This window comes from Streptomyces prasinopilosus (assembly GCF_001419695.1).
Taxonomy (GTDB): domain Bacteria; phylum Actinomycetota; class Actinomycetes; order Streptomycetales; family Streptomycetaceae; genus Streptomyces; species Streptomyces prasinopilosus.
The window spans coordinates 13,104-32,187 of record NZ_LIRG01000168.1; the positions used below are offsets into that span (position 1 = coordinate 13,104).

Sequence of the window (19,084 nt, forward strand, 5' to 3'; positions counted from 1 at the left end):
GGCGGCTCGGTGACGAGCCCGAGGAGGGGACGCGATGACGGCACCCGGTACGGCCGATGCCGAGCAGGTCAACGCCGCGATGTGGCACACCTACGGGGCGCACCACCTCGACCGGGCCACGCCTCTGCCCGAGGTGGACGAGATCGCCTGGGGCCCGGCGGGAACGGGGCCGGGGGACGCTGTCCTCGGCGATCTGACGGGCCTGCGCGTGCTCGACCTGGGGTGCGGCCCGGGCCGGCACGCCGCCCACCTCGCCCGTACCCGGCACGCCGCCGTGGACGCCGTCGACCTCTCCCCGACTCAGATCGAGCGCGCACGGGCGCACTACGGCGACGTGCCGGGCCTGCGGCTGATCCAGGCCGACGCCGTCGGGCATCTGCGCGCTTCGGCGCCGTACGACGTGATCTGCTCCCTGTCCGCCGTCCACTTCATCGACCCGCACCGGCTGCTGCCCGCCCTGGCGGCGGCCCTCAGGCCCGGCGGACGGCTGTACTTCACCGTGCTGCACACCAACTCCTCCGGGGACGGCCCCTCTTCGGAGGTGAAGCCACGCTCGGAGATCCTGCGCCTGGCCGGCGGCGGCGAACTGACCGGGCACATGTGGGTGCTCACCACGAAGCTGTGGACGGACCTGCTCGCGCGGCACGGACTGCGCGTCGAGGAGGTCACCGTGCTGGACGCGCCCGAGGAGGGCAACCAGGCCTCCTACCGGCTCTTCCAGGTCCGCAGGCCGGCCCGGATCACCTCCCGTCCCCGTACGGCCCGGCCGCCCGTCGCACACGCGGCGGCCGGGGTAGGCGCAGTGCTGGTGGGGCCGCGCGGTCTGCTGCTCGGCCGCCACCGGCGGGGGACCCTCGAACTACCCGGCGGCACGGTGGAGCCGGGCGAGTCGCTGGAGGAGACGGTCGTGCGCGAACTGGCCGAGGAGACCGGCCTGCGCGCGGACCCGGCCGACGTGCGCCTGCTGGGCATGCTCTTGGACCGGGTGGGCGACGTCGTCCGCATCACGTTCGGCGCACTCGTCACGCGGTGGCGCGGGGAGCCCGCCGACCAGCCGGGCGAGCGGGTCGGCGACTGGGGGTGGTGGCCGCTGGACGCGCTGCCGTCGGGCCTGTTCGAGTGCAGCGCCCAGATCCTCACCGCCTGGCGCCCGGACCTGCCCATTGACCACCCGCCCGCCCGCTTCACTCCCTTCGCCGAGCCGCACCCCACCGGTCAGGACACCACTGGTGGGGACGCCCTCGGTCAGGTCGGGAAGTAGTCGCCCAGCACGCAGCGGAGGCAGCAGGTGGCCGACCTGTCGAGGCGGGCGGCCACGGCCCGGAACCGTTTGAGCCTGCTGAGGCAGCGTTCGACGGCGTTGCGGGCCCGGTACCGCTCCGGAGGCCCGCATGTTCCCGTCCGGCAGCCGGTCGGTCATCGGCCGGACCGGCCTGACCCGGTGCCGGGTCGCCCGCGGCAGACGGCTTCCGGCAGTTCCGGGCCCGGGCCCCCGGATGCGGTGGGATGCGCCGGGGAGGCCGCATGCCCCGTCCCGGCGGCCGGAGCCAGGTTCACCGCGGTCGCCATACTGCTTTCATGCTCATGCTCCTCGCCGTGCTCGGCCTCGTCCTGTCGGTCGGCTCGGCCGCTCGGGCCGCCGAGCATTCCCTGCGCCGCACCCGCCGGCAGACCAGGTACGGGCGGTACGCACCGTGGATTCATCCACGGAGCCGAATCGCCGCACCGCTGAACTGGGTGGCCGACGGACGGGCCCTGGCGCCGCGCTTTTCCCGACTACGGGCGGATGCTCGCCTCCTGCGTGCCTCAGGACCGCGCGCTCTCGGTTCAGCCGTGGCATGGGCAGGTGACCCGGCAGGAGATCTCTCTGGGCATCCCCCTCGATTCCTGCACGGCTCTTTCCGGCCCGGTCGTCTCCGCGGCGGCCGGTGCCGTCATCGGAGACGCCGAACCGTTCGCCTTCCTGGTACCGCGCGTCAGGTTGCGCCTGGAGAGCGAAGAGCGCGATCCGATCTGAAGCGGAACGAAGCGCGGAGGGCGCGCCCTCCGCGTTCGAGGAGCCGGACTGGTGACCGGCGTCCGGTGCCCGGCGGCATCCTGGCGGGGCGCGACGCCCTCGTCGTCCCCGGCGCGGGCCCGAGCGCGACCGGCCGGCGGCACCGGCCCGGGAGGACGGCACGCTCGGCAGGAGGTCCTCGTGCCCGCGGCAACGCCTGCCGGGCATCCCGCGCCGCCGTCACCGACCGGCCGGTGGCGCGTCGGCCTCGAGGGTCTTCATCGCGAAGCGGAGCCGGAGCCCGGTGAGGCCGGCAGGGCGAACGGTCGCCGGGTCATGGACTGCCCGCAGCCGGGGCCGGTCCCTCGGTGGCGCAGGACGCCTTCAGTTCCGCCAGGGCCGCGGGAGCCGTTCCCGTGCCACCGGGGGCGGTTCCGCCGGTGGTTCAAGGGGCCACCGGCGGGACTCCTCCGGCGAGGAGGACACATACCCGCCACCGATTATCGTCCTCTTGACGATAATGAAGCCCCCCGTTATCGTCGATGAGACGAGAAAGAAGGGGCTTCCATGGCCGACATCACCCGGCGCCTGGGCTGGCGCCACCTGCGCTCCACGCCCACGGCTCACATCCGTCACCACCGCGACGGCAAGCTGGTGCACGACGGACCAGGAATCGGTTTCTGGTTCCGCCCGTTGACCGCCGCGCTCTCCGAGGTGCCGGTCGAGGACCGTGAGTTGGCCATGACCTTCCGCGCCCGCACAGCCGATTTCCAGGACGTGTCGGTGCAGGCGACCGTCACCTACCGGATCGGTGACCCGGCACTCGCTGCCGCCCGCCTGGACTTCTCCGTCGACCCCGACACCGGAGCCTGGCGCGGGGCCCCGCTGGAGCAACTGGGCACGCTGCTCACCGAGACGGCTCAACAGCACGCGTTGGACGTATTGGCGCGCACCCCGCTGTCCGCGGCGCTGGTCGACGGGGTGGCCGCGGTGCGCGACCGGATCACGGCAGGCCTCGGCACCGAGCCGCGGCTGCCGGCCACCGGGATCGAGGTGGTGGCCGTACGGGTCATGGCGGTGCGCCCCGAGGCGGAGGTGGAACGCGCGCTGCGTACGCCCGCCCGGGAACAGATCCAGCAGGAGGCCGACCGGGCGACGTACGAGCGGCGGGCCGTCGCCGTCGAGCGCGAGCGCGCCATCGCCGAGAACGAACTGGCCAGTCAGATCGAACTCGCCCGCCGCGAGGAGCGATTGGTGGAACAGCGCGGGGCGAACGCGCGCCGCGAGGCGGAGGAGGGCGCGGCGGCGGACGAGGTGCGTGCGCAGGCCGAGGCAGCGCGCACGGTCAAGCTCGCCGAGGCCGAGGCCGCCCGTTCGGTGGCGCTCGCCCGCGCGGAGGCCCAGGCGGCGCGCGAGGTCGGCGAGGCCCGGGCCGAGGCCCGGGCGGCCTGGCTGCGCGTCCACGGCGAGGCCGAGGTGGCGACGCTGCACGCGCTCGCCGGGACACAGCTGGCGGAGAACCTGCCGCGCATCGACAGCGTGACCGTCTCCCCCGACGTGCTGACCGGGCTGCTGGCCCGGTTCGGCGGGGCCCGGGGATGAGTCTCGCCCCGCGGGCCGTCCTGGTCCACCGCACCACGGAGTACGAGGAACTGGTGGCCCGGCACGGCACCCACGGACAGGCCGCCTTCTTCCTCTCCTCCCGGGGCCGGGACCTCGGCGAAGTCGCCGAACGCCACCGCCGCGCGCACCGGGCGCTGGCCGAGGTGGCGGCCGCGGTTCCGCCGACCTGGCGGCAGGCCCGGGTGGAGCGGAGCGACCTGGACCGTTTCCTGTTCGCCCCGGAGGACATCGTGGTCGTGGTGGGGCAGGACGGACTGGTGGCCAACGTGGCCAAGTACCTCGCCGGGCAGCCGGTGATCGGTGTCGATGCCGAGCCGGGACGCAACCCGGGCGTACTGGTGCGGCACCGGGCGGCCGACGCGGCGGCGCTGCTGCGCGGCGCGTCGGCGGCCCGGGCGGACGAACTCACCATGGTCGAGGCCGTCGCCGACGACACCCAGCGGCTGGTCGCGCTCAACGAGATCTACCTCGGCGCCGTCGGACACCAGACGGCCAGGTACCGCCTGAGCCTGGAGGGCGACGGGGGTGTCGTCGAGGCTCAGGCTTCCTCCGGAGTGCTGGTCGGCACGGGAACCGGTGCGACCGGCTGGCTCCGGTCGGTGTGGCAGGAGCGGGGCAGCGCCCTGCGCCTGCCACACCCCACGGAGGACAGTCTGCTCTGGTTCGTCCGCGAGGCCTGGCCGTCGCCGGCCACCGGGACGTCCCTGGTGGCCGGCGAACTCGCCGCCACCGGCCGGCTGTGCCTGACCGTCGAGTCCGAACGTCTCGTCGCCTTCGGCGACGGCGTGGAGGGCGACGCCCTGCAGCTGACGTGGGGGCAGACGGTACGCGTGGGCAGGTGCGAGCAGCGGCTGCGGCTGGTGACCCACGTTCCGGGGCGGCGGTGACCCGGCGAGGCGGACGCCGAAGGTGCGGCCGCAGGGCGGCGGGGCCGATGACTTCGCGATCCCCCACGGCCCGTCCGGAGCGATCCGACTCCGCGTCTCCCGCCTCCCCGATGATCCTGACGACCGGTTCACCCCACAGGGCACGGTCCGGGACGTCGAGGATCAGAGGGCCGGGGGCCTGTGCACGGCGCGGAGCCGGCGGCGCCGCCCGCGAAACTCCGTGACGATGCCGCCGGGACAGCCCACGGCACCCAAGGGGAACACCGGCCGACCCGCGGCCTCCTGCACGCTCGCCCTGCCTGCACGGCCGCGGGGCTCCTTCGAGTTCGGATGGCTGGCCCTTAGGGGCCGCTGTCGTCGGAGGAGCCCCGCCGTCCTGGGCGGAGGCGCACGGACGGGGCGTCTCGATGAGCAGGCCCGGGGACGTCGCCTGAGCGCCGTCACGGTGGGCGCTGCCCTCTGCGTTCCTCGTAGGGCGCCGGCCGCCGGGGCCGCGGCGTCGCCGTGACGGCGTTGCCGCCGGCTCCGACGACGGTGGTCCTCATGGCCGGTCCGCCGCAGGCGCGACCCCCTCGGCGTCCGTGGCCGGAGTGCGGAGTGCGCCGGTGGCCGGGAGGGTGGGGTCGAGGACGATCTTGATGGCGCCGTCCTGCTTCTTCTGGAAGATCTCGTACGCCGCCGGCCCGTCTTCCAGGGAGAGCCGGTGGGTGCGCAGGTCCAGCACGCCGAGCGGGTCGGCCGGGTCGCTCACCAGGGGCATGAGGTCGTCGGTCCAGTGCCGTACGTTGGCCTGCCCCATGCGGAGGTTCACCTGTTTGTCGAACAGCTCCAGCATCGGCACGGGGTCGACGACGCCGCCGTAGATGCCGGAGAGGGAGATGGTCCCGCCGCGGCGGACGGTGGAGATGGCCAGGTGCAGGGCGCCGAGGCGGTCCACGCCGAGGTTCTTGAGCATCGGTCGGGCCAGCGCGTCGGGCAGCAGGTTGACGCCCTTCTGGATCGCCTCGGCGGCGCTCGAGCCGAGCGAGCCGTGGGCCTCCATCCCGACGGCGTCGATGACGCTGTCCGGGCCCCGGCCGCCGGTCAGGTCGCGAACCGCCTCGGGCAGGTCGTCGGCGTCGCGCAGGTCGAGGGTGTCGATGCCGTGGCGGCGGGCCATCGCCAGCCGTTCGGGCACGAGGTCGACCCCGATGACCTGGGCCGCGCCGCGGTGGCGGGCGATGCGGGCGGACATCTGCCCGATCGGGCCCAGTCCCAGGACGACGACGGAACCGCCGTCGGGGACGTGGGCGTACTCCACCGCCTGCCACGCGGTGGGCACGACGTCGGAGAGGTAGAGGTACCGCTCGTCCGGCTCGCCGTCGTCGGGGACGGGGATGGCGCCGTAGTGCGCCTGGGGCACGCGGAGGTACTCCGCCTGGCCGCCGGGGACGGCCCCGTAGAGCTTGCCGAAGCCGAGCAGCGAGGCCCCCGTGTTCTGCTCGTGCACCTGGGTGGTCTCGCACTGGCTCTGCAGCCCGCGGACGCACATCCAGCAGCTGCCGCAGGAGACGTTGAACGGGATGACGACCCGGTCGCCGGGCTTGATGCGGGTGACCTCGGCACCGACCTCCTGGACGATGCCCATCGGCTCGTGGCCGAGCACGTAGCCGGGATCGATGAACGCCCCCAACGGGCTGTAGAGGTGCAGATCGGAGCCGCAGACGGCGGTCGAGGTGACCTTGATGACGGCGTCGGTCGGCTCGGTGATCTCCGGGTCCGGGACATCCTCGACGCGAACGTCCTCCTTGCCCTGCCAGGTCAGTGCACGCACTGCGTCTTCCCTTCGTGGTGGGGCCGCCGGCGGTGCAAAGGCCCGTAAGCGCCGGCGCTGTGGTTCAGGCTGCCCAGGACCGGTCCCCGCCGGGCTCCTCGTCCTCGCCCTCGGCCCGCGGGGACCGGTGGACGGCCTCGTGGGAGGCCGTGGAGTCCGTCCAGGTCATGGGGCGCCCGGGAGGTTCCCGGTCGGGTTCTCGCTCATGCCACCACCATGTCAACGGTTCCGGGCGGCCGCATCCGGTGACCCCGGGGGGTACTCGGGGCCGCGACCACGGAGTCGGCCCGGCGACCCCACGCAGCCCGCCCCGGGGCGGTCGGGCGCCGCGGCACTGCCGTTCCCTCCCGAGGAGGGATCCGGAACCGCCGCGGGCGGCGAGGCGGGGGAGGTCGTGTAGGGCGGACACCGTGACGCCAGTGGCGGTTCCCCCCTCCGCACCGGGCAGCTGTCCGGCCGCCTCCGCGCAGTCCCTCGTGCCCGCCGGCAGTCGATCGCCTGCTGAGCTGCCTGACGATTCACCCGACGACTTCGTGCGCGTCCGAGGCGCCGGTGAGCACACCCTGCGCGACGTCGACATCCCCCGGGAGGCGATGGTCGCCCTCACCGGCGTCTCCGGTTCCGGGAAGTCCTCGCTCGCGTTCGGCACGCTCTGCGCAAAGACGCAGCGCCGGTGCTTCGAGTCGCTCGCGCCCTACCTCGCCCGGCGGCTCGGGTGCCCCTGAGGGGCCCGGGTGCGACCCCTCTCCGGCGGGGCCCTCCGGCGTCGGCTGTCCCCCGCCTGTCCCCGTCTCGATCGCGGGAGTCGGTCAGGGACTGCGGACCAGCCGTCAGCTCTGCTGCGGGATGTCCGTGTGGAGGCGGATGGTGGTGCCCTGGTCCCGGGTGGAGCGGATCTCGACCAGGTCGCAGAGCTGGTGGGCGAGCCAGAGACCGCGGCCGCCGATCTGCTCGACGGTGGGACGGGTGCGGCCGGCCATCACGTCGGCGATGTAGCCGGCGTCGCGGAACTCGCACAGGAACGTCGCGTCCTGGACCCAGGTGCGCAGGGTCCCGCCGCCCCCGCCGTGCCGGATGCTGTTCGTGGCGATCTCCGTGACGGCGACGGCCAGCTTGCGCTGCCGATCGTCCGGGACACCCGCGTCCGATGCGCACTGGGCGACCTTCGAGCGGATCGCGGTCAGGTCACCGCGTGTGTAGCTCAGTTCCTGGAAGGAATCGCACGGGGGCGGCAGGGCCTCGAAGGGATATTCCTCGACGGTGAGGTAGTCCTCGTTGTGGACGCCGCGGCCGTCCTGGCGGATCAGCGGGTGGCAGCGGGACAAGGACCGCAGGGCGTTCCGGTCCTCGTCGGTGTCGTCGTAGGGGCACAGCATCGACCAGGCGGAACTGCGGGCGAAGGCCCGGTTCAGGAGCCACTCGTGATAGCGCAGCTCGGAGAGGTGCGCGGCGTTGCGGGCCTCGCGCCAGGCAGTCTCTCCGATGCCGCGTACCGGCCTGTCACCCTCACCGTGCTCGTTCATCCAGTCCACCCAGGCGCCGACGAGCCGGCCGGGGTTGGGTCCGAGCGTCGTGGTGTCGACGAAGGTGACGGCGGGCTCGTCGGCGAGTTCGCCGCGCAGGAGTGACGCCTTGTCCGGCGGGACGGCGACGACCACGGCCTCGTCGCCTTCCAGCGCCTCGTGGATGTAAGCCAGCGTGCCGGACAGGAACTGCGCGTCCCCGCGATAGGGATAGAGCTCGTGGCGGAACGGGGGGCGGGCCCGGCCGGACGGATGCGAGGACGAGATCGCGGTCATGCTGCCATCACCACCGGCATGCCGGCGGTCTCGTAGCCGGCGAGTTCCCAGCACAGGCGGACGATCTCGTTGGCGCCTTCCACGATGATCCGGCGGTTCGGCAGGTGACGGGCGGCGTCGACGAGTGCGTGCATGCCTGCCGCGTCGATCATGTCCAGGGCATCGAAGCGCATCCTCACTTCGGGTGAGCACCGGATCGCTGCGCGTACCGCGACGTTGAAGGCGTGCGCGCACTCCGAGTCGATCACTCCGTCAACACTCCAGCTGTCGGCGCCCGTGCTGTACATCCGGAAGGCCGGACGTTCAGCGCGTATGCCCATCTCGTGCGGGTGCACACATGCCACGTGTTCCAGGGTAGACGCGTCCCACTGCGACGGCTTGAAAGCGCACACCACGATGGCGTTGCTCTCCGAGGCGAACTCGTCGAGCTTCAGCTCCTGGGCCACCAGTTCCTCGACCCCGCTGGGCGCTGCCGCGGGCACGCGCTCGGTGAGTACGCGCACCGACCGGTAGCCCTCCCTGACCGCGGTACGCGCTTCCCGGCGCACCGCGGCCAGGACGGAGTCGGGGTCCGCGACGCGCGGAAAGTCGAGAATCACCGAGGCCGGGGGCACGTCGTCACGGGCGAGGCCGGAGGCGGCGCCGGTGGAGCCGACCACCACGATCTTGTCGCCGTACAGGGCGCCGTCAGCCACGTAGGCGAGCACGTCCGCGGGGGAGGTGGCGGCCGAGTCCGCGCGCCAGCAGATGTGGTCACCGAGCTCGACGTCGTCGAACGCAGCCAACGTCCGCGCCGCTCTCACCTGGGCCCCTTTCCGATCTTCCAACCCGTCCCGGGATACAGAGAGTACTGGGCCGCCCGGGAGATCATCGAGCCGGATCAAGATCGGGCAGGTGAGCACGCACCGGCGGGAGGCCCGGTTCGCCCGCGTACCGGCGGGGACAGCCGGCCGGTGGTCCGCTCCGGGCCGCGCGGGCGGACGGGTACGGCTTCGGCCGACGGGAGCACCGGTCGGGGCGCGAAGGGACGGCGTGGTCGTGAAGCGGGGGCGCCGTTGCGGCACGGGGGCCTGCGCGCTTCGCGGAGGATGCGGCGCGGCTCGCGTCAGGATCGGCTTCCCCGTCCCCCGCACGCAGTCCGTGCACCGGGTGACCGCCGCGCGCCGCACTCCCGGATCCCTTTCCGTCCCGCTTGGGTGAGATTGCCCGTTCTGCGGGCACTCGCGGGCCATGAGACCGACACGTTCCCACCGCCGCTCCTCCCGTTCCCCGTCCTGGCGTCGCTACGGCGCGGCGGCGGCAGCGGTGGCCGCCGCGGCCACGGCCGGTGCTCGGGCGGTCGACGCGGACAGCACCTGGTACCGCACGCTCCGGAAGCCGAGCTGGCAGCCGCCGCCCTGGACGTTCGGCGCCGTGTGGACGCCGCTGTACGCCACGGTCGCGTACGCGGCCGGCCACTCGCTCGGCCGCGCCGACGACCCACGGCAGCGCAGGCGACTCGCGGGGAGCCTGGCGGGCAACCTGGCACTGAACGCGGGATGGAACTGGCTGTTCTTCGCTCGGCACAGCCTCAGGGCCGGGCTGGCCGGCACCCTGCTGCTCGACCTCAGCAACGCCGACCTGCTGCGCCGCACCGCCCGCGTCGACCCCACGGCCGCGCGCGTCCTCCTGCCGTACGCCGCCTGGTGCTGTTTCGCGACAGCGCTGAACGCCTCCCTCACCCGCCTCAACCGGTGAGGCGGTGGCTTCTCCGGGCAGGCGGCGGGCCATCGGGTCGGTCACGACGAGGTGGGTGGTGGCTTCGGAGCGGGCGGATGGGGTTCGGGTCGCGAGTCGGGTGACGGCGGAACACCGGCCGCCCGTGGGCCCACTCCGCGGTCCGGTGTCTCGGCGGCGGGATGCATCCCCCGGTTCCAGGGGCGCCGGACGATCTCCGCGCCGATGCCGAGGGCCGCGGCACGGTCGACGAGGACCCGGCCGGTACCGGGGCCCCGCACGCTCGTGGCCGTGAGCGGCACCGCGGATGTCCGAACCAGGACATGCCCGGTGTCCCGCAGGTCAGGCACAGGGAGCGGGCTTCAGGAGAAGGTGGTGCTTGCGGGCGTCACGGAAGCCGGGCCGGAACCGCGGCTCACGTGTGCGGCCGGGCGCCGCTCTTCCGATGTGGTGCCGTACCGCCCTGTCCCGCCCCTCCCACCGGAGGCCGTAGCAATGCACCACCGTGCCCATGGTTCCCCCCGGCCGGCTGTTTCACGGGCAGCGGGTCGGCGCCCGCCGGAACCGCGACTGCTCAGCGGCGTCTACGGGCTCGTCCTGGCCAGTGCGCTGGCGGCCGCCCTCGAGTCCCCCGGCGAGAAGACCGATCCCGGGTCGGACGCGGTCTGGGTCCTGCTCACCGCCCTCGCCTCGGCGGCTGCCCACGGCTACGCCCACGTTCTCGCGCACCGGATGGCGGCGGACGGCAGCGGTGCCGGGGTGGGGCTGCGCGCCATGCTCGCCGAGTGGCCCGTCGTCGCGGCGGCCGTTCCCACCGTCGTGCTGCTGCTGACCGCGGTGCCCCACTGGTGGACGGAGGCCGCGGCGGTGAACACCGCCCTGGTGTTCAACACTCTGCTCCTCGCCGGTTCGGGAGCGTGGACCGCGCGCCGCGCGGGCCGTGGGTGGGGGGCTTCGCTCCGGGCCGGAACCGGCGACATGCTGATCGGCCTGGTGATCATCGCGGCCAACGCCCTGATCAAGTGACGGCTGTGGTCGCCGGCGCACGGGCTGCCGCCGGACGCGTCCTCCGGGCGCAGGAGCACACGCACGCCGCCGGCGTCCCGGGATGAGGCAGGCGCAAGCCGCATCCCTCTCCGCGTGGCCCGGACCACGCCGGAGCCGCGTGGCCTCCCGGGGGCGTCCGCGGAGGGCCGGCCCCCCGCGCCGGGCCGGACGCGTTCAGGGTTCCCCGTCCGGCCGGTCTTCGGCGGACCGCTTCCCGACCACTCCGACGAGAGCCGAGGCGACGAGGGCGACGGTGCGGTCCTCGTCACGGGTCAGCCGGCGCAGGACCTCCTGGGCGGCGGGTCCCGCGACTTCGACCAGCGCCTGGGTGATGCGGATCCGCGTCGCGGGATCCGCGTCGAGTTCGTCGACCAGGGCGGCCGTGATCCGGTCCGCGCACCCGGGGTCCTGGGACAGCGTTCCCAGGACCTCCGCCGCGTCGACGTCGTGGGAGCCCTCGACCACCATGCCGACGAGTACCGGCACGGCCGCGGTCACACCCTGCCCGCCCAGGGCCAGCGCGGCGTGCCTGCGCACCGTGGTGTCCGGGTCCCCGAGGGCGTCCGTGAGCACCGCGGTCGCACCCGGGGCCCCGGGCATCCCGGCGATCGTCCGCACCGCGCGCCGCCGGATGTCGACGTCCTCCGCATGCGCGCCGGCGTCCAGCGCCGCCATGCCGTCGCCGCCCGCCCGGGCGAGCGCCCAGCGCAGCGCGCCCGCGACGTGCGGGTCGGATTCGGTCAGGACCGCCCCGGCCAGCACCTCGGCGGGAACCGACACGCCCTCCGGCCGGGTCAGGACGGCCTGCTGCCTGCGCGCGGCGCTGGTCGAGCCGAGTTCCCGCACGAGTTCGACGAGGCGCAGGACGCCCTGCCAGTCGGTGGGCGCCGACGCGTCGATCGCCCGGAGTCGCTCGAGGAGTTCCTGTTCCCGCGCCAGCCGGTCCTCCGTCCATCGGATGAGGTCGCTGACGAGGGCGGACGGCGTGAAGGCCGGGTCCTCCAGCGCGCGCCCGATCTGCTTGAGCGAGAGTCCGAGAGACCGCAGGCTCTCCACGTGGAAGATCCTGCGGACGTCCTCGGGAGAGTACTCGCGGTAGCCGCCGGCGGTGCGGCCCGTCGGCCGCACCAGCCCCAGGGCGTCGTAGTGCCGGAGCATCCGGGCGCTCACCCCGGAGTGACGGGCCACATCGCCGATCAGCAATCCGCGGCCTCCTGGATCTCCGCGGCCCGGGCGGCCTCCGCCGGCTCGGCCGTGGCCGCGGTCGCGGCGGCCGTGGCCGCAGCCGCGGCTCGTTCCGGGCCGAGCGCGGCTACGCGCTTCGCCTCTTCGACGGCCGTGTCGAAACCGGCCTCCGGGTTCCGCCGGAGCAGTTCGGTGGCACGGGCGTGCGCGGCCACCGCCGGGTCGGGGTGCCGCGCGGCCTTCTCCAGGGCGGGGCCGACCGCGTCGCCGAGGCCGGTCAGGGCCCGGCTCAGGCTCAGTTGCACGGTGCGGTCGCCCCGGCCGAGTTGCAGGACCAGCTCGTCGGCCAGGTCCTTCTCCTCGCCCTCCGGCACGAGGGCGACCGCGACGCGCCACGCGGTCCGCGCGACCTCGTCATCGGCGTCACGCAGCATGTCACGGGTGATCCAGGCCCACGTGTCCTCGTCGCCGATCTTGGAAAGCGTGTGCAGCGCTTGACCGCGCGCCTGACGGCGCCCGGAGTCCAGTTCCTTGCGGATCCGGGGCAGGGTGATCTCCCGCGAGAGGCGGGTCAGCGCCCAGGACAGCATGTCCCGCACGAAGAAGTCGGGCTCGACGGCGCACCGTTCGACGAGCGTCTCCAGGAGTGCGGGGTCGGCGCTCGAGCCGGCGGCCAGGGCCGCCTGCAGCCGGACCGACGAGTCCTCGGCGCTCAGGGCCTTGAGCACACGGGCGTTCTGCGGGGTCACGTTGGTCGTGTGGATCGGGACCACCTCCTGTGCCCGAGTGAAGACCTTATCAACGTGTCAAGGTCAAGCCCGTGGCCCTGACGGTCCTGGACGCGGGCACGCCGTTCGAGGCGGTGGCCTGCGTGTCCGCCCCACCGGGACTGCCGTGGACGCCGCCGGACCTGCTTCGGCTCATCGGTCCCGCGCTCCCCCTGCGCGTCGTCCCGAGGCCGAGCGGCTGCCGGACGGCGTCATGCAGGCCCTGCGGCAGTTCGTGAACCGGGCGGCGCGGGAGGGGGCGCCGGTGCGAAGGCGGCGGATCGTCCGGAGACGGTGTGAGGCGATCGTCGCTGAGGGCCGGGGGGTCACGATGTGTCGTTCTCCGAGTGCGGCACCGTTTCGGCCGGGGTGGCCCGGCCGTACCGGCGGAGTGCCGGGCAAGCGGGCGAACCGCCGGGCCACGGTCGGCGCGCGACCACCGGCACCGCGTCGTGCCCGCTGGAGGGGGAGCTGCCCCGCCCGAGGAAGGGGCGGACGGTGACCCGGGGCGCCGGACGGCCCGGGTGACCGACGGGGTCGGCCGGTCGAGGGCCGCGTACGGCACCACCACGTCACCTCGTCACCGCCGCCCGGGCCTTCTGCACCCTGCGGCGGTTCGCACCGGAAACCGAGGTGTCGGCCTGGCCTTGTATCAAATCCTTGAGTGCATAAAGGATTTGATACAAGGCCAGGCCGACACCTCCACCGCCCGCGGCCGCCCACTCGCCACCGGCAGAGCCCGAGCCCGAGCCCGACGGAGTGCTACCGGTCAGGCATGCGCGTGACGTGGTGCGGTCGCCCTCCGGGACGCCGCGTGGTGTGCGGGGGTGTCCGGGCTTGCGGCCTTGAGGCGCTGCAGCCACAGGGAGGCCGTGAGCAGGAGGCCGGTGAAGACGCCCAGGAGGAGGGCGGACACCCACATCTGCCGGCTCCCGGGCGACTGCCAGCCGGTCCAGGCGGTCGACGCGGCCCACAGCAGGACGCCTGCCATGTAGAAGGCGCGGATCCGATGCAGCTGCCGCACGGCCCGCAGGGATGTGACGCGATCAGTCTTGGATGCCATGCCGGCCCGTATACCCCCGTGCACGCCGTTCAACGGTCCAGGTTCGTTCCTGTTGTTCCGCCGGTCGGGTCACCTTGGCCCTTGCTCCTGGGTGCGTCCTTCGAAGTCGCGCCGTACTGCCGCGCCTTGGTCCTCGACGAGCCCTGCATCGTCGGGGAGGTCCAGTACGGCACCGCAGCGCCCGCACAGTTTCCCGTCTTCGGCCGGCGTACCGCACACCTTGCAGAACCGGTTGCCCTTCTCGTTCTCAGTGTGGTGACTCATGACTCTCCGGGTCGGGGCGGACGGTGAGGGATACGGAGTACCCATGACGCCGGTGTCGATGCGCCAGGGGATGACAGAACCTCATCCGTCTTTTCCCGTCCCGGAGTCCGCTGACGTGGCGGGCGCGTCCCGGACGGGATCCGGCTGCGGCCGACCCGCCGCGGGACTCGTGGCGCTTGCCCCGGATCCGGGCGAACGGCGGGACCGCTGCCGACGGCTGCCGCGCACCGGGTGCTGAGGCATGACGGAGTTGCGGCGCCTTGGCCGGCGTCGCGCCCGGACGAGGACGGCGGTGATGCGGAGTACGGCCCGGCGGACGGGGGCGAGTTCGTCGCACCGTAGGGCCGGGCCGCGCACTGGTCGGGGAGCCGGGGCGGGTGGCCGTGACCCGGTCCCCCGGAGGTGAGGGAAGCGGGGGAACGGGAGGAGGACGGGACCGCTGTGCGGGTCCCGTCCTCCGGGGTGTGGCCAGGTTCGGCCGGTGCGCGGGTCAGACCGAGACGGGGTCCTCCTCGCGCGTCCTCGCGGCCAGCTGCCGGTTCAGCTTCTCGCCCTCGATGTCGAGGTCGGGCAGGGCCTTGTCGAGGGGCTTGGGCAGCCACCAGGCGGCACGGCCGAGCAGTGACATCACCGCCGGGACCAGCGTCATGCGGACGACGAAGGCGTCGATGACCACGCCGACGGCGAGGGCGAACCCGATGGATTTGATGATCGGGTCGTCCATCAGGACGAAGCCCCCGAACACGGCCGTCATGATGAGCGCGGCGGCCGTGACGACGCGGGCGTTGTGGCCCATGCCGCTGACCATGGCCGCCTGCGGGCCGGCACCGTGGACGAAGTCCTCGCGCATGCGGGAGACGAGGAAGACCTCGTAGTCCATGGCGAGGCCGAACAGGATGCCGATGAGCAGGATCGGCAGGAAGCTCACCAGCGGGCCGGGGGTGTCGACGCCCACCAGGCCGGCGAGGTGGCCCTCCTGGAAGATGGCGACGGTGATGCCGAAGGTCGCGCCCACGGTGAGCAGGAAGCCGAGGGCTGCCTTCAGCGGCACCAGGACCGACCGGAAGACCAGCATCAGCAGCAGGATGGACAGTCCCACCACCAGCAGCAGGTACACCGGCAGGGCGTCGGCGAGCTTCTCCGAGACGTCGATGCCCAGGGCGGTCGCGCCGGTGAGGGCGATGTCGGCGCCCTCGATGTCCGCGACCCGGTCGCGGATGTCGTGGACGGCGTCCTCGGTGGCGACGGCGGTCGGGCCGGCCTCGGGGATGATGGTCAGCAGGGCGGTGGTGCCCTGCTCGTTCAGCTGCGGCGGGGCCACGGTCAGGATGCCGTCGGTGTCCTTGATGAGCGCGGTGGCCTTCTCGGCCGCCGCTCCGGTGGACTGCGCGTCCTCGCCGTTGACGACGGCGATGAGACGGCCGTTGAAGCCCTCGCCGAAGCCCTCGGACGTCAGGTCGTACGCCTCGCGTGCGGGGGAACCCTCGGCCGCGGTGCCCGCGTCCGGCAGGGCCATGCGCATGTCCTGGGCCGGGAGGGTGAGTGCGCCCAGCCCGAGGATGCCGACGATCAGGAGCGGGACGCGCAGCTTGGTGACGATCCGGCCCCAGGTGAAGCCGAAGCCCTCGGGGGCGGTGCCGTTCTCGGCGGCGTGTCCGTCTGCGTGGCGCTGCTTGCGCGGCAGGATCTTCTCGCCGGCGAAGGCGAGGAAGGCCGGCAGCAGGGTGAGGGCGACCAGCACGGCGACGGCGACGGTGCCCGCCGCGGCCAGGCCCATCACGCTCAGGAAGGGGATGCCGACGACGGAGAGGCCGGCCAGGGCGATGACGACGGTGGCGCCGGCGAAGACGACGGCGGAGCCGGCGGTGCCGGTCGCGCGGCCGGCGGCCTCCTCGGGCTCGTGGCCCTCGGTGAGGTACTGGCGGTAGCGGGAGGTGATGAAGAGCGAGTAGTCGATGCCGACGGCCAGGCCCAGCATCAGCGCCAGGATGGGGGCGGTGGAGGTCAGTTCGATGACACCGGTCAGGGAGAAGAGGCCGGCCATGCCGACCGCGACGCCGATCAGCGCGTTCAGCAGGGTCATGCCGGCGGCGACCAGCGAGCCGAAGGTGACGACCAGGACCACCGCGGCGACCAGCACACCGAGCGCCTCGGTGGAGCCGACCTCCACGTCGCCGCCCATGACCTCACCGCCGTGCTCGACCCGCAGGTCCTCGACGTCGGCACCGACGGCCTCGTAGGCCGACTTCTGCTTGTCGGTGACCTCGTCGGCGGGCTTGTCGAACTGCACCTGGATCAGGGCGTAACGGCCGTCCTGGGAGACGGAGCCGGTCCGGAACGGGTCCATGGCGGCGATGACGCCGTCGAGCCCGGAGGCTTCCTTCACCACGGGCGCCACCGCGGCGGGGTCCAGCTTCTCGCCCTCGGGCGCGGCGAGGACGATGGCGCCGGTGGCTCCGCCGGCCTGGGGGAACTGCCGGTCGAGGTCGTCCAGCGCCCGCTGGGACTCGGTGCCCGGCATGGAGAACTTGTCACTGGTCGGGCCCATCAGGGTGGCGGCTCCGACACCCAGCAGGATCAGCAGGAGCAGCCAGACCGCGGCTATTCGGCCTTTCCTGCGGAAGGAGAACCGCCCGAGCCGGTACAGCAAGGTCGCCATGGAGGAGGGGTCTTTCCGTTAGGGGGTCAACTGGGGGTGTGGTCAAGCGTCCGCAGCGCACTGCGGATCATTTCGGCACGCAGCACCTCGTCCGGCGCCACCTCGTCGTCGGTGGCACTGGTGATGAAGACGGCGCCCAGCACCATCCACGCGGCCACCCGGGACGGTGCCCGCTGCGAGCGGCCGGCCAGCGCGTCCAGCAGCCCGTCCGCCAGTTCCATGACGTTGAGGTCCTGGTGGCAGGACATCTCGGCGATGTCCTCGAAGAGAAGCCGGATCTCGCGGCGGAACCGCAGCGTCAGGTCGACGTATCCGACGACGGTCTCCTCCACCAGCCGGCCGCCCTCCAGCCCGGCCACGCGGTCGAGCAGCGTGGCGAGGGCGTCCCGGGCCGGGGTCAGCAGCTCGGTGAGGATCTTTTCCTTGCCGGCGAAGTGGTAGAGGAGCGACGCCTTCGAGCAGCCCGCGTCGGAGGCGATGTCCTGCAACGAGGTGCCGCGGAAGCCGTGCACGGCGAACAGTCGCAGTGCCGATTCGAGGATCTGGCCGCGCATGGCGGAGGCGGAACGTGCCATGTCCCCACCGTAACTGTCCGATCGGTCAGGACTGACCGATCGGACAGTATGTTCCTGTGGCTTGCGTCACTCTCCCCGTCCGGGGCCTGCACGGGAGGCGTGCGGGACCGGTGCAGGCACACGCGGTGGGCTTCGTCGGCTCGCGCACGGAAGCACCGGCCCTCGGAGGGCGGGGCGCCGGGGCGTCGGGACTCCGGCGGCATGCGTTCAAGGGCGACCGGGACGCTTCACGGCATCGTCAGGATGCGGCAGCCGGTGCGGGCGGGGCCTGCGGCGGGTGCGGAGCACCCTGCCCGACACGCCGAAGTCCTTCCCCTCACCCGTGTCCGGGTCCACGGGGCGCGGATGCCGTCCACGGCCTCGCGCTCGGCGTCCGGCTGCCCGCCGTCCGGCCCGTTGAAGCCGCCGGCGCGCACGCCTTCCGCTCGCCGCCCCCGGAGTCCGGCGAGAAACCGGTGCGCCGGCACCGTCCGCCCGCCGCGCTGCACCCCCTGCGTGCAAGCTTCCTACTTCTGCCGCGTCTCGTCGCGGGCCCGCTGGAAGGCCTCGGACACCGTCTGCGCGGCGCCGGAGAGGACTCCCTTAGTCGCGCCCCGGGCCCCCGACTCCTTCATCCGTCCCGGGAGTTCGGGCAGCCCGGCCGGCTTGCGCGGTCCCGCTTCCAGATCGAGGCGGTTGCACGCCTCGGCGAAGCGCAGGTAGGTGTCGACGCTGGCCACCACGACCCGAACGTCGATCTTGAGTATCTCGATGCCGACCAGGGAGACCCGCACGAACGCGTCGATCACCAGCCCTCGGTCGAGAATCAGTTCGAGTACGTCGTACAGGCCGCTGGAGCCTCCCCCACCGCCCTGCTGCGTCATCACCGTCATCGCCATCAGCCCCTTCCTCGTCCCCTGCGGTCCCGCCCGGCGGTTCCCCCGTGGCCGCCCGCCGGCGCCCGGAAGGGCGGCCACGGCTCCGGGAGGACCCGTGGCTTCCGGCTGCCTGAGGGCCGGCATCTCCCCGCGCGCCGATCGCCCTGCCGTCTACGACTCGGATAACCCGTAACCGCGCGCTCACGCCCGCGGCACCCGGCCGACGGTGGTCGGTGCCGCGCCGTGTCACCCGCGCGGGTGCCGTCCTCCGCGCCCCCGCCTCACGGCCGATCCGCGTGCTTCCCCGCGTGGTCCGCCGGGCGCGGTCACCGGTGAGCGGTGCGCCGCGCCGTGAACCGTTCCCCGAGGGGGCCGTGCGCGGCGGCGTGCCGCGACCGGACGGGATACCGGCGGGGCCGACCGCGCGCGGCGCCGGTCCACCCCACTGCCGGCGCGCGCCCCGTCCTCGGGATCACCCGGGGAGGCGGGGAGGATCAGATCCGGTGCCCCCGCTCGGCGAGCCACCGGTGCACGCTCTCCTTGTCCGCCGGGGTGATGCGGGCCGGACCGGTGACATCCGGTCCTTCCTCCTCGTTGAAGCCGGTGTCCGTGATGCGGGCGGTCACCCAGGTCGCCAGGTCACGCGCGGTGTCCTCCGGCAGCGTGCCGTCGTCCCAGTGCGAGTGCGCCCGCCGCGCCGCGTCGGCGTCGTGTCGTTCCATCTCCCGTAGCCAGACGGGTACCAGTCGATCCATGACCTGCTGGTCGGTCCGGGAGGTTTCCTGGTCGTGTGCGGTCATGCCGGCCGCGCGGAGGAGGCGTTGGGCGGGCGG

Annotated in this window: 17 protein-coding genes and 1 pseudogene; 7 read left to right on the forward strand and 11 right to left on the reverse strand. The window is 73.4% G+C overall.

Annotation, left to right across the window (positions count from 1 at the left end):
• Positions 1–34 precede the first annotated feature (34 nt).
• From AOK18_RS08610 to AOK18_RS08625, 4 genes are all read left to right on the forward strand, one after another.
• Positions 35–1,261: a bifunctional class I SAM-dependent methyltransferase/NUDIX hydrolase gene (locus AOK18_RS08610; protein ID WP_079039892.1), complete on the forward strand. Its 1,227-nt coding sequence runs from the start codon at positions 35–37 to the stop codon at positions 1,259–1,261.
• Positions 1,262–1,801: 540 nt separating this feature from the next.
• The gene (locus AOK18_RS08615; protein WP_157865058.1) at positions 1,802–2,017 is read left to right on the forward strand and encodes a hypothetical protein; all 216 of its coding nucleotides are present in this window, start codon (positions 1,802–1,804) and stop codon (positions 2,015–2,017) included.
• 546 nt (positions 2,018–2,563) lie between these two features.
• Positions 2,564–3,598, forward strand: coding sequence for an SPFH domain-containing protein (locus AOK18_RS08620; protein ID WP_055573987.1), 1,035 nt, complete (start codon positions 2,564–2,566; stop codon positions 3,596–3,598).
• A complete protein-coding gene (locus tag AOK18_RS08625; protein ID WP_055573986.1) occupies positions 3,595–4,506 on the forward strand; it encodes an NAD(+)/NADH kinase in 912 nt (303 codons plus the stop codon). The genes AOK18_RS08620 and AOK18_RS08625 overlap by 4 nt, the downstream gene beginning before the upstream one ends.
• Positions 4,507–5,047: 541 nt before the next feature.
• On the opposite strand, the gene AOK18_RS08630 is transcribed toward AOK18_RS08625, so the two are convergent.
• Positions 5,048–6,319, reverse strand: a complete 1,272-nt coding sequence (locus AOK18_RS08630; RefSeq protein ID WP_055693911.1) for a zinc-dependent alcohol dehydrogenase — start codon at positions 6,317–6,319, stop codon at positions 5,048–5,050.
• Positions 6,320–6,825: 506 nt separating this feature from the next.
• Between AOK18_RS08630 and AOK18_RS08635 the strand changes: the two are divergent.
• Positions 6,826–7,032, forward strand: a pseudogene (locus tag AOK18_RS08635) (hypothetical protein); the annotation flags it as partial.
• 117 nt (positions 7,033–7,149) lie between these two features.
• On the opposite strand, the gene AOK18_RS08640 reads toward AOK18_RS08635, so the two are convergent.
• Together AOK18_RS08640 and AOK18_RS08645 are read right to left on the reverse strand one after the other, a co-directional pair.
• Positions 7,150–8,118, reverse strand: a complete 969-nt coding sequence (locus AOK18_RS08640; RefSeq protein WP_055693912.1) for a sensor histidine kinase — start codon at positions 8,116–8,118, stop codon at positions 7,150–7,152.
• Positions 8,115–8,903, reverse strand: a complete 789-nt coding sequence (locus AOK18_RS08645; protein ID WP_055693913.1) for an MEDS domain-containing protein — start codon at positions 8,901–8,903, stop codon at positions 8,115–8,117. The genes AOK18_RS08640 and AOK18_RS08645 overlap by 4 nt, the downstream gene beginning before the upstream one ends.
• A gap of 445 nt (positions 8,904–9,348) precedes the next feature.
• Here AOK18_RS08645 and AOK18_RS08650 point away from each other — a divergent pair, with 445 nt between their 5' ends.
• Both AOK18_RS08650 and AOK18_RS08655 read left to right on the forward strand, forming a co-directional pair.
• Positions 9,349–9,855 carry a TspO/MBR family protein gene (locus tag AOK18_RS08650; protein ID WP_055693914.1) on the forward strand — a complete coding sequence of 169 codons (507 nt, stop codon included), beginning with the start codon at positions 9,349–9,351 and terminating at the stop codon, positions 9,853–9,855.
• Between the two features lie 474 nt (positions 9,856–10,329).
• Positions 10,330–10,860, forward strand: a complete 531-nt coding sequence (locus AOK18_RS08655) for a hypothetical protein (RefSeq protein ID WP_055573980.1) — start codon at positions 10,330–10,332, stop codon at positions 10,858–10,860.
• A gap of 195 nt (positions 10,861–11,055) precedes the next feature.
• Here the strand turns inward: AOK18_RS08655 and AOK18_RS08660 are convergent, their stop codons facing one another.
• From AOK18_RS08660 to AOK18_RS08690, 8 genes are all read right to left on the reverse strand, one after another.
• Complete coding sequence (locus AOK18_RS08660) at positions 11,056–12,084, reverse strand: HEAT repeat domain-containing protein (RefSeq protein ID WP_055693915.1); 1,029 nt, start codon at positions 12,082–12,084, stop codon at positions 11,056–11,058.
• Complete coding sequence (locus AOK18_RS08665; RefSeq protein WP_055693916.1) at positions 12,078–12,839, reverse strand: HEAT repeat domain-containing protein; 762 nt, start codon at positions 12,837–12,839, stop codon at positions 12,078–12,080. The genes AOK18_RS08660 and AOK18_RS08665 overlap by 7 nt, the downstream gene beginning before the upstream one ends.
• A gap of 763 nt (positions 12,840–13,602) precedes the next feature.
• The gene (locus tag AOK18_RS08670) at positions 13,603–13,896 is read right to left on the reverse strand and encodes a hypothetical protein (RefSeq protein WP_055693919.1); all 294 of its coding nucleotides are present in this window, start codon (positions 13,894–13,896) and stop codon (positions 13,603–13,605) included.
• 69 nt (positions 13,897–13,965) lie between these two features.
• Positions 13,966–14,160 carry a zinc ribbon domain-containing protein gene (locus AOK18_RS30520; protein ID WP_074995262.1) on the reverse strand — a complete coding sequence of 65 codons (195 nt, stop codon included), beginning with the start codon at positions 14,158–14,160 and terminating at the stop codon, positions 13,966–13,968.
• 490 nt (positions 14,161–14,650) lie between these two features.
• Complete coding sequence (locus AOK18_RS08675; RefSeq protein ID WP_055574751.1) at positions 14,651–16,819, reverse strand: MMPL family transporter; 2,169 nt, start codon at positions 16,817–16,819, stop codon at positions 14,651–14,653.
• A 26-nt stretch (positions 16,820–16,845) separates the two neighbouring features.
• Positions 16,846–17,394: a TetR/AcrR family transcriptional regulator gene (locus AOK18_RS08680; protein ID WP_055574752.1), complete on the reverse strand. Its 549-nt coding sequence runs from the start codon at positions 17,392–17,394 to the stop codon at positions 16,846–16,848.
• A 506-nt stretch (positions 17,395–17,900) separates the two neighbouring features.
• Positions 17,901–18,266 carry a gas vesicle structural protein GvpA gene (locus AOK18_RS08685; protein WP_055574754.1) on the reverse strand — a complete coding sequence of 122 codons (366 nt, stop codon included), beginning with the start codon at positions 18,264–18,266 and terminating at the stop codon, positions 17,901–17,903.
• A 479-nt stretch (positions 18,267–18,745) separates the two neighbouring features.
• A partial coding sequence (locus AOK18_RS08690; RefSeq protein ID WP_338119102.1) for a hypothetical protein occupies positions 18,746–19,084 on the reverse strand: 339 nt, incomplete at its 5' end.